The sequence below is a fragment of the Pseudomonas sp. TH49 genome, from assembly GCF_016650625.1.
Classification (GTDB): Bacteria; Pseudomonadota; Gammaproteobacteria; order Pseudomonadales; family Pseudomonadaceae; genus Aquipseudomonas; species Aquipseudomonas fluorescens_H.
Genome location: NZ_JAEKFL010000001.1, coordinates 3,665,001 through 3,680,195, shown reverse-complemented (window position 1 = coordinate 3,680,195; position 15,195 = coordinate 3,665,001). Strand labels below are relative to the sequence as shown.

At 58.7% G+C, this 15,195-nt stretch carries 12 protein-coding genes and 2 rRNA genes (1 of these 14 cut by a window edge); 7 read left to right on the top strand and 7 right to left on the bottom strand.

Going from position 1 to position 15,195, the window contains the following annotated elements; translation table 11 throughout:
- The first annotated feature begins 114 nt into the window (after positions 1–114).
- Entirely contained in the window at positions 115–1,524 is a 1,410-nt protein-coding gene (locus tag JFU48_RS16725) for an MATE family efflux transporter (protein WP_003226614.1), read from the top strand.
- Between the two features lie 135 nt (positions 1,525–1,659).
- Here the strand turns inward: JFU48_RS16725 and tusA are convergent, their stop codons facing one another.
- Positions 1,660–1,911, bottom strand: a complete 252-nt coding sequence (gene tusA, locus JFU48_RS16720; RefSeq protein WP_003226616.1) for a sulfurtransferase TusA — start codon at positions 1,909–1,911, stop codon at positions 1,660–1,662.
- Between the two features lie 177 nt (positions 1,912–2,088).
- Complete coding sequence (rlmM, locus tag JFU48_RS16715) at positions 2,089–3,162, bottom strand: 23S rRNA (cytidine(2498)-2'-O)-methyltransferase RlmM (RefSeq protein ID WP_103486287.1); 1,074 nt, start codon at positions 3,160–3,162, stop codon at positions 2,089–2,091.
- Between the two features lie 222 nt (positions 3,163–3,384).
- On the opposite strand from rlmM, the gene acnA reads away from it, so the two are divergent.
- Complete coding sequence (gene acnA, locus JFU48_RS16710; protein ID WP_201136984.1) at positions 3,385–6,126, top strand: aconitate hydratase AcnA; 2,742 nt, start codon at positions 3,385–3,387, stop codon at positions 6,124–6,126.
- A gap of 362 nt (positions 6,127–6,488) precedes the next feature.
- On the opposite strand, the gene JFU48_RS16705 is transcribed toward acnA, so the two are convergent.
- On the bottom strand, positions 6,489–7,310 hold the full coding sequence (locus JFU48_RS16705) for an aminoglycoside phosphotransferase family protein (RefSeq protein WP_201136983.1): 822 nt from the start codon (positions 7,308–7,310) through the stop codon (positions 6,489–6,491).
- Entirely contained in the window at positions 7,297–7,785 is a 489-nt protein-coding gene (locus JFU48_RS16700; protein ID WP_201136982.1) for an SRPBCC family protein, read from the bottom strand. Before JFU48_RS16700 ends, JFU48_RS16705 begins: the two co-directional genes overlap by 14 nt.
- 185 nt (positions 7,786–7,970) lie before the next feature.
- On the opposite strand from JFU48_RS16700, the gene JFU48_RS16695 reads away from it, so the two are divergent.
- The 5 genes from JFU48_RS16695 (at position 7,971) to JFU48_RS16675 (ending at position 11,132) form a co-directional block, all read left to right on the top strand.
- Entirely contained in the window at positions 7,971–8,891 is a 921-nt protein-coding gene (locus JFU48_RS16695; protein WP_201136981.1) for an ADP-ribosylglycohydrolase family protein, read from the top strand.
- Between the two features lie 56 nt (positions 8,892–8,947).
- Positions 8,948–9,352: a lysozyme inhibitor LprI family protein gene (locus JFU48_RS16690; protein WP_003226627.1), complete on the top strand. Its 405-nt coding sequence runs from the start codon at positions 8,948–8,950 to the stop codon at positions 9,350–9,352.
- Positions 9,353–9,554: 202 nt separating this feature from the next.
- Positions 9,555–10,160, top strand: a complete 606-nt coding sequence (locus JFU48_RS16685) for a hypothetical protein (protein WP_003226630.1) — start codon at positions 9,555–9,557, stop codon at positions 10,158–10,160.
- A 9-nt stretch (positions 10,161–10,169) separates the two neighbouring features.
- A complete protein-coding gene (locus JFU48_RS16680; protein ID WP_003226632.1) occupies positions 10,170–10,376 on the top strand; it encodes a helix-turn-helix domain-containing protein in 207 nt (68 codons plus the stop codon).
- A gap of 84 nt (positions 10,377–10,460) precedes the next feature.
- On the top strand, positions 10,461–11,132 hold the full coding sequence (locus JFU48_RS16675) for a hypothetical protein (RefSeq protein ID WP_103486293.1): 672 nt from the start codon (positions 10,461–10,463) through the stop codon (positions 11,130–11,132).
- Between the two features lie 67 nt (positions 11,133–11,199).
- Here the strand turns inward: JFU48_RS16675 and mrdA are convergent, their stop codons facing one another.
- The 3 genes from mrdA to JFU48_RS16660 all read right to left on the bottom strand — a co-directional run.
- Positions 11,200–13,092 carry a penicillin-binding protein 2 gene (mrdA, locus tag JFU48_RS16670; RefSeq protein ID WP_103486294.1) on the bottom strand — a complete coding sequence of 631 codons (1,893 nt, stop codon included), beginning with the start codon at positions 13,090–13,092 and terminating at the stop codon, positions 11,200–11,202.
- 236 nt (positions 13,093–13,328) lie between these two features.
- Positions 13,329–13,444 (bottom strand): 5S ribosomal RNA (gene rrf / locus JFU48_RS16665).
- A gap of 155 nt (positions 13,445–13,599) precedes the next feature.
- Positions 13,600–15,195: ribosomal RNA gene (locus JFU48_RS16660) — 23S ribosomal RNA — on the bottom strand; it runs 1,296 nt beyond the window's last position.

The window sequence follows — 15,195 nt, the reverse complement described above, 5'->3', positions numbered from 1 at the left end:
CACAGTGGATGGCCTTGATGATTACAAATCCGCAACAGAGGATTTTTCCTGACTGTCACGTCAGCGGCGTAGAATGCGGCGCCTTGCGCATCAACACCTGTGGACGCTTTGCCTGTGAATTCTGTTACTGATCAACCTCTCGCTGCCTCACTCACCCGCCCCGCGCGAATTCGCCTGGAGTTCAGGAACCTGCTCGCCCTGGCGTTGCCGATCATCATCGCGCAACTGGCGACCACCGCCATGGGCTTCGTCGATGCCGTGATGGCCGGCCGCGTCGGGCCACGTGATCTGGCGGCGGTGGCGCTGGGCAACTCGATCTGGGTCCCGGTTTTTCTGTTGATGACCGGCACCCTGCTGGCCACCACACCGAAAGTCGCCCAGCGTTTCGGCGCCGGCACCCACAGTGAAATCGGCCCGATCGTCCGTCAGGCGTTGTGGCTGGCGCTGGTGGTGGGGTTGATCGCGACTTGCATGCTGGTCGCCGCCGAACCGGTGCTGCACCTGATGAAAGTCGATCCCGAGCTGATCGGCCCGTGCATGCAATACCTGCACGGCATTGCCAGCGGCCTGCCGGCGGTGGCGTTCTATCATGTGCTGCGCTGCACCAGTGACGGCATCGGCCGCACCCGTCCGGCGATGGTGCTGGGCCTGTGCGGTCTGGCGCTGAACATTCCGCTGAACTACATCTTCATCTATGGCCACTTCGGCGTACCGGCCATGGGCGGCGTCGGCTGCGGCTGGGCCACGGCGATCGTGATGTGGGTCATGGCGCTGGGTCTGGCCGGTTACGAGCGCTGGGCGCCAGCTTATCGTTCGAGCGAGATCTTCAGCCGTTTCGACTGGCCACAATGGGCGGTGATCAAGCGTCTGCTGGCGATCGGTCTGCCGATTGGCATCGCGGTGTTTGCCGAGTCGAGCATCTTCGCCGTGATCGCCCTGCTGATCGGCAGCCTCGGCGCGACGGTGGTGGCCGGGCACCAGATTGCGCTGAACGTCAGCTCGCTGGTGTTCATGATTCCGTATTCGCTGGGCATGGCGGTCACCGTGCGTGTCGGCCAGGCACTGGGCCGTGAAGAACCGCGTGAGGCACGCTTCGCCGCCGGCGTCGGCATGGGCACTGCGTTGGCCTACGCCTGTCTGTCGGCGAGCATGATGCTGTTGCTGCGCGAGCCGATTGCGGCGATCTACACCGCCGACCCGACGGTGATTCATATCGCGGCGATGCTGATTGTGTATTCGGCGCTGTTCCAGTTTTCCGACGCAATCCAGGTGACGGCTGCCGGCGCCCTGCGCGGTTATCAGGACACCCGGGTGACGATGATCCTGACGCTGTTCGCCTACTGGGGCATCGGCCTGCCGGTGGGTTACGCCCTCGGCCTGACCGACTGGCTCGGCGAGCCGCGTGGCCCGAGCGGCTTGTGGCAGGGTTTGATCGTTGGTCTGAGCTGCGCGGCGTTCATGCTGTCGATTCGCCTGACGCGCAGTGCGCGCAAGCGTATCCGGATGAGTCGCAGCGCGGGTTAAACCAATAACACAGTACAAAAAAGTGGGAGCGGGCTTGCTCGCGAAAGCAGTGTTTCAGTCGACATTTACAGTGACTGACACACCGCTTTCGCGAGCAAGCCCGCTCCCACATTGGGTTTTGCGTTTGCCTGAGGATCAGGCTTGTTTCTTGCGGATCCAGTACAGATAAGTACCAGCCTCTTCGTGCTGGCCCACCAGTTCGTGGTCGAGGAACACGCAGAACTTGGGAATGTCGCGACGGGTCGAGGGATCGGTGGCGATCACCTTGAGCAGGCCGCCAGGCACCAGGTCACGGATGTGCTGGTGCAGCATCATCACCGGTTCCGGGCAATTGAGACCGGTGGCGTCGAGGGTGCCGTCGACCGGCGTGTCGATCATTTCACTCATGATTCACTCCTGAAACTGGCCGGCATTGTCGCGCATGCCGGGTGCTCAGTCATCTGTAGCGAGGGGATTTATCCCCGATGGGACGCGAAGCGGCCCCAAAGACTGGGAATGCGCTACATCCCATCGGGGATAAATCCCCTCACCGCAGAGATCATTCCCACAGGGTTTATTGGTGACTTAGCGGGATTTGTTTTTCTTCACGTCATGCCGGCGCAGGTGGCACGTGACCTCTTCACGGTCGTGATACAGCTGCTTGCAGCCAATATCGACCTTGATCCCGCGCGCCTTGAAGCCATCGGCGATGCGCTCGAGCAGGCGCTTCACTTCGGCATAGCGCTGTTTCATCGGCAACTTGAGGTTGACCACCGCTTCGCGGCAATGCCCCTCGCCGATCCACTCTTCGAGCATCGCCGCGTTACGCGCCGGCTTCTCGACGATGTCGCAGACCATCCAGTCCACCGGTTGCTTGGGCTTGAAGGTGAAGCCGTCGGCCATCAAGTGCTGTACCAGCCCGGTGTCCATCAGGCTCTCGGCCATCGGGCCGTTGTCGATCGCGGTGACCAGCATGCCGCGGTTGACCAGTTGCCAGGTCCAGCCACCCGGAGCGGCGCCGAGGTCGACGCCGGTCATGTCGCTGTGCAGGCGCTCGTCCCACTGATCACGCGGGATGAAGTGGTGCCAGGCCTCTTCCAGCTTCAACGTCGAACGGCTTGGTGCCTCGCGCGGAAACTTCAGGCGCGGAATGCCCATCGGCCACATCGCCGAGTTGCCGGCATCGGCCATGCCGAGAAACACTTCGCGACCACTCTTGAAGGTCAGCAGCAGGCGCGGTTTGTTCGCGTCGTCCACCAATTTGCCGGCGCCGGTCAGTGCCTTGCGCAGCGGGCCTTCGAATTTCTTGCAGAAGTTCGACAGCTCTTTACCGTCGTTGGTGTCGACCACTTCCAGCCACAGGCTGCCGCAGACCGGGAAGTCCGCCATGTGCTCGAGGATCACACTGATGCGGTCGGTTTCCGGCAGGTCGATGAAGACGCCACGCGCCCATTGCCGCGGGAAAATCAGCTCGGCGAAACGTTGGCCGCGCATCAGACGCTCGGCACCGTCTTCTTCGGTGCAGACAAACTCGGCGTAAGCGGTGGCCGGTTTGGCCTTGGCGTAACCGGCCACGTTGAGGTGGGCGGCGAGGTCGGAAATCTCCGAACAGACTTCGCCTTCGAAGCCTGGCCGGCAATGCATGAATAGGGTGTTCATTCTTACTCCTGGGCAGAGGGCGGACATTCGGCCCCTGCGCGCTGCTCAAGCCTTGCGGTGAAGCAAAGCCTGTCACGAAAACCGGCGCATGATAGCCGATGTCGGAACCTTGGTTCCGTCAATAGAGTCCAGTTATTAGCCAGCTACTGAAAACAGGGCTACGTTGATAGCTCTGCCCGTCCCCTCAGTCCGTAGCCGTGCGGACTCAAAGGAGTGATCGTAATGCCGTCCCTCGATAGCCTGAAAACCCTTAAAACCCTGAAAGTAGACGAAAAAACCTACCACTATTTCAGCCTGCCGGATGCCGCGAAAAGCCTGGGCAATATCGACCAGTTGCCGATGTCGCTGAAAGTCCTGCTGGAAAACCTGCTGCGCTGGGAAGATGAAAAAACTGTCACCGGTGCCGACCTCAAGGCCATTGCCGCGTGGCTCAAGGAGCGACGCTCCGACCGGGAAATCCAGTACCGCCCGGCCCGGGTATTGATGCAAGACTTTACCGGCGTACCCGCCGTGGTCGACCTCGCCGCCATGCGCGCGGCGATGGCCAAGGCCGGCGGCGACCCGCAGCGGATCAACCCGTTGTCGCCGGTGGATCTGGTGATCGACCACTCGGTGATGGTCGACAAATTCGCCACCCCGAGCGCCTTCGAACAGAACGTCGACATCGAGATGCAGCGTAACGGCGAACGCTACGCCTTTCTGCGTTGGGGCCAGAGTGCCTTCGACAACTTCAGCGTGGTGCCGCCGGGCACCGGGATCTGCCACCAGGTCAACCTCGAATACCTCGGGCGCACGGTGTGGACCAAGGATGAGGACGGCCGCACCTACGCGTTCCCCGACACCCTGGTCGGCACCGACTCCCACACCACCATGATCAATGGCCTCGGCGTACTCGGCTGGGGCGTTGGCGGGATCGAGGCGGAAGCCGCGATGCTCGGCCAACCGGTGTCGATGCTGATTCCGGAAGTGATCGGTTTCAAACTCACCGGCAAGCTCAAGGAAGGCATCACCGCCACCGATCTGGTGCTGACCGTCACGCAGATGCTGCGCAAGAAAGGTGTGGTCGGCAAATTCGTCGAATTCTACGGTGATGGCCTCGCCGATCTGCCACTGGCCGACCGCGCGACTATCGCCAACATGGCCCCGGAATACGGCGCGACCTGCGGCTTCTTCCCGGTCGATGACGTCACTCTGGAATACCTGCGCCTGTCCGGTCGCCCGACCGAAGTGGTGAAACTGGTCGAGGCCTACACCAAGGCTCAGGGCCTGTGGCGCCTGCCCGGCCAGGAACCGGTGTTCACCGACAGCCTGGCGCTGGACATGGGCAGCGTCGAAGCCAGCCTCGCCGGGCCGAAACGCCCACAGGACCGGGTCTCCCTGCCGAATGTGGCGCAGGCCTTCAGTGATTTCATGGACCTGCAATTCAAGCCCACCAGCAAGGAAGAAGGTCGCCTGGAAAGCGAGGGTGGTGGTGGCGTGGCCGTGGGTAACGCCGATCTGGTCGGCGAAACCGAGTACGAATACGAAGGCCACACCTACCGCTTGAAAAACGGCGCAGTGGTGATCGCCGCGATCACCTCGTGCACCAACACCTCGAACCCGAGCGTGATGATGGCGGCCGGTCTGCTGGCGAAAAAAGCCGTGGAGAAAGGCCTGACCCGCAAGCCGTGGGTGAAGAGTTCGCTGGCACCCGGCTCGAAAGTGGTCACCGACTACTACAAGGCTGCGGGGCTGACGCAATACCTTGATCAACTCGGGTTCTCGCTGGTCGGTTATGGCTGCACCACCTGTATCGGCAACTCCGGGCCGTTGCCGGAGCCGATCGAAAAAGCCATTCAGAAAGCCGACCTCACCGTGGCGTCGGTGCTGTCCGGCAACCGCAACTTCGAAGGCCGGGTGCATCCGCTGGTCAAGACCAATTGGCTGGCCTCGCCACCGCTGGTGGTCGCCTACGCCCTGGCCGGCAGCGTACGCACCGACATCAGCAGCGAGCCGCTGGGTAACGACCAACAAGGCAATCCGGTGTACCTGCGGGATCTCTGGCCGAGCAGCAAGGAAATCGCCGACGCGGTCAGTCAGGTCAACACCGCGATGTTCCACAAGGAATACGCCGAAGTGTTTGCCGGCGACGAGCAATGGCAGGCGATCGAGGTGCCGCAAGCCGCCACCTATGTGTGGCAGGACGATTCGACCTACATCCAGCATCCACCGTTTTTCGACGACATTTCCGGCCCGTTGCCGGTGATCACGGATGTCAAAGGCGCTCGGGTTCTGGCGCTGCTGGGCGATTCGGTGACCACCGACCACATCTCACCTGCCGGCAACATCAAGGCTGATAGCCCGGCCGGGCGCTATCTGCGCGAGAAAGGCGTGGAACCGCGGGACTTCAACTCCTACGGCTCACGGCGCGGCAACCACGAAGTGATGATGCGCGGCACGTTCGCCAACATCCGCATTCGTAACGAGATGCTTGGCGGCGAAGAAGGTGGCAACACGATCTACATCCCGAGCGGCGAGAAAATGCCGATTTACGATGCGGCCATGCTGTATCAGGCCTCGGGCACGCCGCTGGTGGTGATCGCCGGTCAGGAGTACGGCACTGGCTCCAGCCGTGACTGGGCAGCAAAAGGCACCAACCTGCTGGGAGTCAAAGCGGTTATCGCTGAAAGCTTCGAGCGCATCCACCGTTCCAACCTGGTGGGCATGGGCGTGTTGCCGCTGCAGTTCAAGCTCGATCAGAACCGCAAGAGCCTTAACCTCACCGGCAAGGAAACCCTGGATATTCAGGGCCTGACCGGCGTCGAGCTGACGCCCCGCATGAACCTTACGTTGGTGATCACCCGTGAAGACGGGCGGCAGGAGAAAATCGAAGTACTGTGCCGCATCGATACATTGAATGAGGTGGAGTACTTCAAATCGGGCGGCATCCTGCACTACGTGCTGCGGCAGCTGATTGCCTCTTGATTGCTTGACTCCTGTGGTGAGGGGATTCATCCCTGATGGACTGCGCAGCAGGCCCTTTTTTGGGGTCGCTTCGCTACCCATCGGGGATAAATCCCCTCGCTACAGGTGCCCGACACAAGCCTTCAGCACTTTTCTCCAGGCGAAAAAAAACCCGCCGAAGCGGGTTTTTCCCAAGACCATTATCGACTCCCTGTCGGCAGCGATCCTTGCTAATGGTCGATCATCCGTGATCCTGAAACACTCCCTGTGTCTCAGTTGATGGGTGTAGATTACGCCGTGGATCCAATCGGCAATAGTCGCAAAAGCTACCAACGCGTGTAAGACATTCGCTATACAGGCACTTCCGAAAACCCTTACCCCCTTCAGGCATCCAGCAGGCAAGCCGCGATTCGCGCGATCTCTAGCTGCCCGGCGGCCTGCTGCTGCGCGTCGTCTTCGAGAAACCACGCCGCGGACAACCCGGCGAACGCCAGCACCCACTGCAGCAAGCGTCGGCGATCAAGCCCGGAAGCCTCGACAATCACTTCGAGCTGACGGCGCAAACGCTGCGGCTCGCCAGCCGTCGGCAGATCCGGATTGCAGATCAGGTTCGCGTAGTCATAACCACGCTCGCCACGGACCCGTTTGGGATCAATCGCCAGCCAGCCGTGTGCACCGAAATCGAGAACGTTGTCGTGGTGCATATCACCGTGCAGCACCACTACGTCCTGCGGGTCAGCGAGCAAGGCTTCAGCCGTTTGCAGGCTCAGGGCATAGGTCCCGCCCTGTTCGGCGGCGGCCTCCCGCAGCGAGGCGAACCACGGCGTCAGCTCTACCAGCGGCGGTGGCGGCGTTGAACGCGGCGCATGCAAGCGCGCCAGTATCGCGCACATGATCCGCGTGGCCTCGTCGTCTTCACCGTTGAGCGCCATGTGCATCAGCGAACGCCGGCCCATGGCCCGTTCCAGCAACAAACCTTCCTCGTGATGGGCCAGCACTCGCGCGGCGCCGTCACCGCCCCACCAGGTCATCAGCTGATTGCCGAATTGCTCGTCTGTATCCAGCGCAACCTTGAGCATCGCCGGCGTGTCGCCGAAACGTACCGGTAACAGGCGGCTGCCCGGGGTAATGATCGGTTCACCGTCCGGTACCAGCGCCCAGCATTGCAACCAGGGTGCGAAGATTGCGCAGTCAGTCACCGTCACGCTCGCGAGTCTTGGCGCTTTCGGCGAGAAACTGTTCAAGTCGGTTCAGTTGTTCCTCCCAGCCGCGGCTGTCCATGTAGTACGCCTCCTTTTGGCGCACGTCGGGAATATGCGCAAAACCGGACTCAGACACCTTGAGCAAGGTACCGTCCTCGTAATCCTGCAGGTCGAACTTGACCAGCGTCGTCGGTTCCTGGGAATAGTCGATGCTCGGGTTGACCGCGTAGGGGTGCCAGCGAAATGAAAACAGCTGCTGCGGCTCGACCCGCTCGACCAGCACGTTCCACAACACATGTTCATAACCCGGATAGGTGACCTGCCCTTGCGTCCATTCCCCGGCAATGAACCGCCTGCCCTCCAGCGCCACGCCAAACCACTGGCCAAACGCCTCGGCATCGACCAGTGCGCGCCAGACATAGGAACGCGGCGCCTTCAGCTTGATTTTGCGTTCGAAACTATTGGGTACCGGTTTCATAAGTCACCTCCTGTTCTGAACAGTAGGCTTGTATGACCACATGTCCAACCTGAAGTTGTATCAAAGCAGTGCAACTGTGCAGCATGGGGAAACATTCGGCGGCATTTCCGCTGGTTGAATCGAGCGCTCTCCGCCGATGAACCTGTTACCTTTTCCTGCGAAATGGAAACAAACAAGGACGAACCATGCAGCCATCCCTCTCCGAACGTTATCGCGGCGCTCTGCTCGGCCTTGCCTGTGGCGATGCTGTCGGGACCACGGTGGAATTCAAGCCGCGGGGCTCATTCCAGCCACTGACGGACATGGTCGGTGGCGGCCCCTTTCACTTGAAGCCAGGGCAATGGACGGATGACACTTCGATGGCGCTGTGCCTGGCGGAAAGTCTGCTGAGCAAAAACACCTTCGATGCGGCTGACCAGATGGGGCGCTATCTGAACTGGTGGAAATGGGGCTATCTCAGCTCCACCGGTGATTGTTTCGATATCGGCATGACGGTCAGCCAGGCGCTGTCGCAGTATCAGCAAACCGGTCAGCCCTTTGCGGGATCTACCGACCCGTTTACCGCCGGCAACGGTTCACTGATGCGCCTGGTGCCGGTGGTGCTGTTTTACTTTCCTGATGCCCGGCAGATCCGCCAGTTCGCCACCGACAGTTCGCGGACAACCCATGCAGCCCCCGAAGCCATCGAATGCTGTCAGTTGTTTGCCGAACTGATCAGCAAAGCCCTGCTTGGCGCCTCCAAAACAGAGTTGCGCAAACTGCCGGACTCAACCTTCGCTCAACCGAAAGTCGCAGCCATCGCTCGAGGCGATTACCTCGCGAAGTCGGCGAGCGAAATCCGTGGCAGCGGCTACAGTGTCGAGTCACTGGAAGCGGCGCTGTGGTGTTTTCACCGCACCGACAGTTTTTCATCGGCGATTCTGCAAGCCGCCAATCTTGGCGATGACGCCGACACCACTGCCGCTATCGTTGGTCAGGTGGCCGGCGCTTACTACGGCGTTCGGGCGATTCCCACCCACTGGCTGGAAATGCTCCATGACGGCGAGGAGATTGCGGCCACCGCAGATCGCCTGCTCGAAGCATCCCGGCTACGCGTACCTGAATAGAAGCCCCAGAGCCGCTAAACTGCTCGGTACTTCCATCTGACACAGTGAGATCCCCCATGTCCCCACGCCTGCTGCTGGCCCTGACGCCCTTTCTGTTCACGCCCCTCGCCCATGCCGCCGTCGACTGTGCCAACGCGAACGATCAGGCCACCATGAACCAGTGTGCCGGGCAGGAATTCAAGGCTGCCGACAAGGAACTGAATGCGGTTTATCAGCAAATCACCGCCCGTTTGAAAGACAACGCCGACGCCAAAAAGCTGTTGGTGAGTGCGCAGCGGGCGTGGATCGGGTTTCGCGATGCCGAGTGCAAGTTTTCGGCATCCGGAGTCGCGGGCGGCAGTGTTTATCCGCTGATTTACAGCAATTGCCTGACGGGGGTCACCAAAGTGCGGGTCGAGGCGTTGAAGCAGTATTTGAAGTGTGAAGAAGGCGACATGAGTTGCCCGGTGCCGGGGGCCTGACCTTTTCGTCAGGACGATGGCAAGCACCACGGGGCGATTGGGTGTATGCGGCTGGCGGATCGTCTTCTTATCAACGTTTCGAGCAGCAATGCGATGCTGACCGCAGAAAAGGCAGCCGCAGAAATAAATCAAAATAAATTATTGTAATTAGATAATTATTCATCGAAAATTCGCTACCCAACTGAAACAACCAGGAATTTTCATGAGTACTCACAACAACGGACTGGCGCTGCAGCGCATGCATTGGATCGGGCTGCTGGCAGCGATACTTGTCTGGGTTCTGGGTGTAACGGAGGTCGGCGGCAACACTACGATCTGGATCTTCAAAAAGGATGAAATGCTGGCAAGCCTGCTCTATGCGTTCGCTGAAGGCTCACCACAATTGCTTGACCCGTTTGTCGAAGGCGCACTGCTCGATCCCGACACCTGGCTGTCGTCATTCGCCACTGCGCTGATCGTTGTCCTGGACTTCCTGCCCGTTGTCCTGTCGGCGTACACGTTATGGCTGACAGGGTTATTTTTCCTGCGCTTGTCGCGCGGCGAAACCTGGACCGACCGCAATATCGGGGTCCTGTGGCGAGTGGGGGTACTGTGCATCGTTTCTCCGGCCGCCTATCCGCTGGTAGAGACCCTGCAAGGTCTTGCCTTGTCGATAGATCTGCCGCCGGGGGATCGCATTTTTCAGTTCTCTATCGGCCTGTCCTCCTCTTCTGCCTACGAAATTATCAAAGGCGTATTGCTGTGTTCGTTTTCAATTATCATGCGCGATGCAAAAGTGCTCAGCGATGAGCAAAGTCAATACATATAGAACAATATAATGACCATTATCGTCCGCCTTGATGTTGTTATGGCCACGCAAAAAATTCGCTCGAAAGAGCTGGCCGCCCTGCTCGGGATCACCGAGGCCAATCTGTCATTGCTGAAAAACGGCAAAGTCAAAGGCGTGAAAATGGCAACCCTCGACAAGCTCTGCGCGGCGCTCGATTGCCAACCGGGCGATCTGCTGGAATATCAGAAAGACTAGGACTTTCCCCTGACGGCGAGTTGTTTATCGCCAGTCGCAATCGTTTAACTCTCATTCAATCCTTAGTTTCAAGGCGGCTATTTCATGTCCCGTTATTTGTCATGCGCGCTGTTATTGCTGACAGCGTCACTCAGCGGCTGCGCCACACAATTGGACGTAGCGCTCAACGCGATACCTGATCCGGACTATCAGTTCGACCGCAAGGCAACAGTACTTGTGACCTCGGCAAGCGCCACTGCTGAAAATGCATTGAATGCTCGCTACTATCTTCGCAATATGGTGAATGCGTTGAAGGATCGGGGATTCCAGGAGGTTTATACCGACGCTGATCTGCCCAGAAACCATGCTCCGGTGAAAATGACCATCACCCTCGATATCGGCAGCCGGCAAGTGTCCTACCGTTACACCGCCACCGATTACGGGCAGGTCGTAACCAGCACTTCGACGGTGTGCAAAAACATCAAGAAGAAAGACGATCGGCTGGCCTGCACCAGTACCCCAAACACTACATATGGTCCGGTGGGTACCTCGGAGCGAATCGGTTACACCACTCTCAGCACATTCGTTGCCACCGCCCGGGATGAAGTGAGCAAGCGTACCGTCTACCTGCTTCGGGCTTCGTCCTATAACGACGACTGCCAGGCCGCCAAGGTCGAAACCTTTCTGGTGGAACAAGGCCTGCAGAACCTGAGTTTCGAGGATCGCGTGCAGCGCAACTACACCGTGACGATGCCCGAGGGTTACCGCTGCAAGTAGTACGTTTCCGTGGGCGTCTCCCGGCTTTGCTCAGCGTGCGCGAGCCTGTGCCGGGAGACGTCTCAGGTTAAACGTGCGGATCACCCGGCGGCTTGGCAGGCGCAGCGTATTGCGGCTTGAGGTGGCCGTCCTGATCCAATAGCCAGGCGTCCATGATCTGCCGCACCACCGGACCGGCGACGCGACCACCAGCCTCGCCGTTTTCGATCATTACCGAGATGGCGATCTTCGGGTGCTCCGCCGGAGCGAAGCCGACGAACAAGGCGTTGTCGCGATGGCGTTCGAGGGTTTTCTCACGGTTGTAGCGCTCGCCCTGCTTGATCGCCACCACTTGCGCGGTACCACTCTTGCCCGCAATACGGTACTGCGCACCCACCGCTGCAGCACGAGCGATCCCCCGGGCATCGTGCATCACCATCTGCATGCCGTGGTTGACCTGATCCCAGTCACGCGGGTTCTTCAGCAGGATGTTGGGCATCGGATGCTCGTCAACCGGCGCCACACCATCGACTGTCTTCGCCAGGTGCGGTCGGTTCCATACGCCTTTGTTGGCGATCAGTGCGGTGGCCTGAGCCAGTTGCAGCGGCGTGACCTGCATGTAGCCCTGACCGATGCCGAGAATTACCGTTTCCCCCGGGAACCAGGCCTGGCGGCGTGTTGCGCGTTTCCAGGCCTGAGACGGCATCAAACCGGGCGACTCTTCAAACATATCCAGCGAGACTTTTTCGCCAAGGCCAAACATCGCCATGTAATCGTGCAGGCGATCGATGCCGAGCTTGTGCGCCAGATCGTAGAAGTAGGTGTCGTTGGAACGCATGATCGCCGCGTCCATGTCCACCCAGCCATCGCCGCTGTGGTTCCAGTTGCGGTACTTGTGATCAAAGTCGGGGAGTTGGTAGTAACCCGGGTCGAAAACGCGGGTCTGCGGGGTCACGACGCCGGCATCGAGACCGGCAATCGCCACTTCCGGCTTGATGGTCGAGCCCGGCGCATACAGGCCGCGCAGCACGCGGTTGAACAGCGGTCGGTCGATAGAGTCGCGTAGCGCCGAATACTCCTTGGAGCTGATGCCGGTGACGAACAGATTCGGGTCGAAACTCGGGTTGCTGACCATGGCCAGTACCTCACCGGTGGACGGATCAAGCGCCACCACCGAACCACGACGATCCCCCAGTGCCGCTTCGGCAGCTTCCTGCAGCTTGACGTCGAGACTGAGCACGATGTTTTTGCCAGGGACCGGATCGGTGTGCTTGAGCACCCGCAACACTCGGCCCTGGGCGTTGGTCTCAACTTCTTCATAGCCTACGTGGCCGTGCAGCTGTGCTTCGTAGAAGCGTTCGATGCCGGTTTTGCCGATGGATTGGGTGCCGCGATACTCCACCGAGTCGAGGGTTTTGGACTCTTTCTCGTTGATCCGGCCAACGTAGCCGATCGAATGCGCGAAGTGCGGCCCCAGCGGGTAATGCCGCACGAACTGCGGCTCGACATCGAGGCCCGGCAAACGGAACTCGTTGACTGCCAACACGGCGATCTGTTCTTCCGTCAGTTCGTAGAACAGTGTCACCGGGGTAAATGGATGACGGGACTGCTTCATTGCCTTATCGAAAACCGTGCGATCTTCAGCGGGCAGATGCAGGAGATTGATCACCTCGTCCAGTTCCTGATTGACATCAGTGGCGCGTTCGCGGGTGATCACCAGGTTGTAACTGGGTCGGTTATCAGCGAGCAGCACGCCATTGCGGTCGTAGATCAAGCCTCGTGTCGGCGGGATCGGCAAAATGTGCACGCGGTTGTTTTCGGAGATGGTCGAGTGGTAGTCGTACTCAACCACTTGCAGGATGTACAGGCGCACCACCAGCGCGCAGCTGATAGCAAAGACGAATAGAGCGCAGGCGATCAACCGTTTATTGACCAACCGCTTCTCTTTCTCGTGATCCTTGATGGGGATGGGTTCAGGCATTTCTACAGCGACTCTTTGACATAATTTGAGTGCCGATCCATGGGCATGACATCAGTCCGTTAAAAAACGAGCTGCACCATACCAAAAACCGAGTGGTCACTTCAGAAGGATTTTGCCCAACGGCAGTCCTAGCGACGGCTGGAGCACGCGTATCGTGTGATTCTGACGATCAAACCACTTTCCTGCGGGCAAAACAAAACCCCAACTGCTTTCGCAATTGGGGTTTCGGAATTTAATCTTGACGATGACCTACTCTCACATGGGGAAACCCCACACTACCATCGGCGATGCATCGTTTCACTTCTGAGTTCGGGATGGGATCAGGTGGTTCCAACGCTCTATGGTCGTCAAGAAATTCGGGTACTGACTCGTGACCTGTTGGCCTCGCTTCAGCAAATCGGGTATGTGATACAGGTGTCTTGTGAGCATAGCGAACTTTCGGTTCATTGCGTCTTCACACACCGCAATCTGATGCTCTTTCGAGTAGTCAAATTGCTTGGGTGTTATATGGTCAAGCCTCACGGGCAATTAGTATTGGTTAGCTCAACGCCTCACAGCGCTTACACACCCAACCTATCAACGTCGTAGTCTTCGACGGCCCTTCAGGGAACTCAAGGTTCCAGTGAGATCTCATCTTGAGGCAAGTTTCCCGCTTAGATGCTTTCAGCGGTTATCTTTCCCGAACATAGCTACCCGGCAATGCCACTGGCGTGACAACCGGAACACCAGAGGTTCGTCCACTCCGGTCCTCTCGTACTAGGAGCAGCCCCTCTCAAATCTCAAACGTCCACGGCAGATAGGGACCGAACTGTCTCACGACGTTCTAAACCCAGCTCGCGTACCACTTTAAATGGCGAACAGCCATACCCTTGGGACCGGCTTCAGCCCCAGGATGTGATGAGCCGACATCGAGGTGCCAAACACCGCCGTCGATATGAACTCTTGGGCGGTATCAGCCTGTTATCCCCGGAGTACCTTTTATCCGTTGAGCGATGGCCCTTCCATACAGAACCACCGGATCACTAAGACCTACTTTCGTACCTGCTCGACGTGTCTGTCTCGCAGTCAAGCGCGCTTTTGCCTTTATACTCTACGACCGATTTCCGACCGGTCTGAGCGCACCTTCGTACTCCTCCGTTACTCTTTAGGAGGAGACCGCCCCAGTCAAACTACCCACCATACACTGTCCTCGATCCGGATAACGGACCTGAGTTAGAACCTCAAAGTTGCCAGGGTGGTATTTCAAGGATGGCTCCACGCGAACTGGCGTCCACGCTTCAAAGCCTCCCACCTATCCTACACAAGCAAATTCAAAGTCCAGTGCAAAGCTATAGTAAAGGTTCACGGGGTCTTTCCGTCTAGCCGCGGATACACTGCATCTTCACAGCGATTTCAATTTCACTGAGTCTCGGGTGGAGACAGCGCCGCCATCGTTACGCCATTCGTGCAGGTCGGAACTTACCCGACAAGGAATTTCGCTACCTTAGGACCGTTATAGTTACGGCCGCCGTTTACCGGGGCTTCGATCAAGAGCTTCGCGTTAGCTAACCCCATCAATTAACCTTCCGGCACCGGGCAGGCGTCACACCCTATACGTCCACTTTCGTGTTTGCAGAGTGCTGTGTTTTTAATAAACAGTCGCAGCGGCCTGGTATCTTCGACCGGCATGAGCTTACGGAGCAAGTCCTTCACCCTCACCGGCGCACCTTCTCCCGAAGTTACGGTGCCATTTTGCCTAGTTCCTTCACCCGAGTTCTCTCAAGCGCCTTGGTATTCTCTACCCAACCACCTGTGTCGGTTTGGGGTACGGTTCCTGGTTACCTGAAGCTTAGAAGCTTTTCTTGGAAGCATGGCATCAACCACTTCGTCACCCAAAGGGTAACTCGTCATCAGCTCTCGGCCTTAAGATCCCGGATTTACCTAAGATCTCAGCCTACCACCTTAAACTTGGACAACCAACGCCAAGCTGGCCTAGCCTTCTCCGTCCCTCCATCGCAATAACCAGAAGTACAGGAATATTAACCTGTTTTCCATCGACTACGCTTTTCAGCCTCGCCTTAGGGACCGACTAACCCTGCGTCGATTAACGTTGCGCAGGAAACC

Excerpts from the sequence above, each read along its gene's own strand:
- tusA (WP_003226616.1), bottom strand. The coding sequence starts at position 1,911 with ATGAGTGAAATGATCGACACGCCGGTCGACGGCACCCTCGACGCCACC.
- rlmM (WP_103486287.1), bottom strand. The coding sequence starts at position 3,162 with ATGAACACCCTATTCATGCATTGCCGGCCAGGCTTCGAAGGCGAAGTC.
- acnA (WP_201136984.1), top strand. The coding sequence starts at position 3,385 with ATGCCGTCCCTCGATAGCCTGAAAACCCTTAAAACCCTGAAAGTAGAC.
- JFU48_RS16700 (WP_201136982.1), bottom strand. The coding sequence starts at position 7,785 with ATGAAACCGGTACCCAATAGTTTCGAACGCAAAATCAAGCTGAAGGCG.
- JFU48_RS16695 (WP_201136981.1), top strand. The coding sequence starts at position 7,971 with ATGCAGCCATCCCTCTCCGAACGTTATCGCGGCGCTCTGCTCGGCCTT.
- JFU48_RS16690 (WP_003226627.1), top strand. The coding sequence starts at position 8,948 with ATGTCCCCACGCCTGCTGCTGGCCCTGACGCCCTTTCTGTTCACGCCC.
- JFU48_RS16685 (WP_003226630.1), top strand. The coding sequence starts at position 9,555 with ATGAGTACTCACAACAACGGACTGGCGCTGCAGCGCATGCATTGGATC.
- JFU48_RS16680 (WP_003226632.1), top strand. The coding sequence starts at position 10,170 with ATGACCATTATCGTCCGCCTTGATGTTGTTATGGCCACGCAAAAAATT.
- JFU48_RS16675 (WP_103486293.1), top strand. The coding sequence starts at position 10,461 with ATGTCCCGTTATTTGTCATGCGCGCTGTTATTGCTGACAGCGTCACTC.
- mrdA (WP_103486294.1), bottom strand. The coding sequence starts at position 13,092 with ATGCCTGAACCCATCCCCATCAAGGATCACGAGAAAGAGAAGCGGTTG.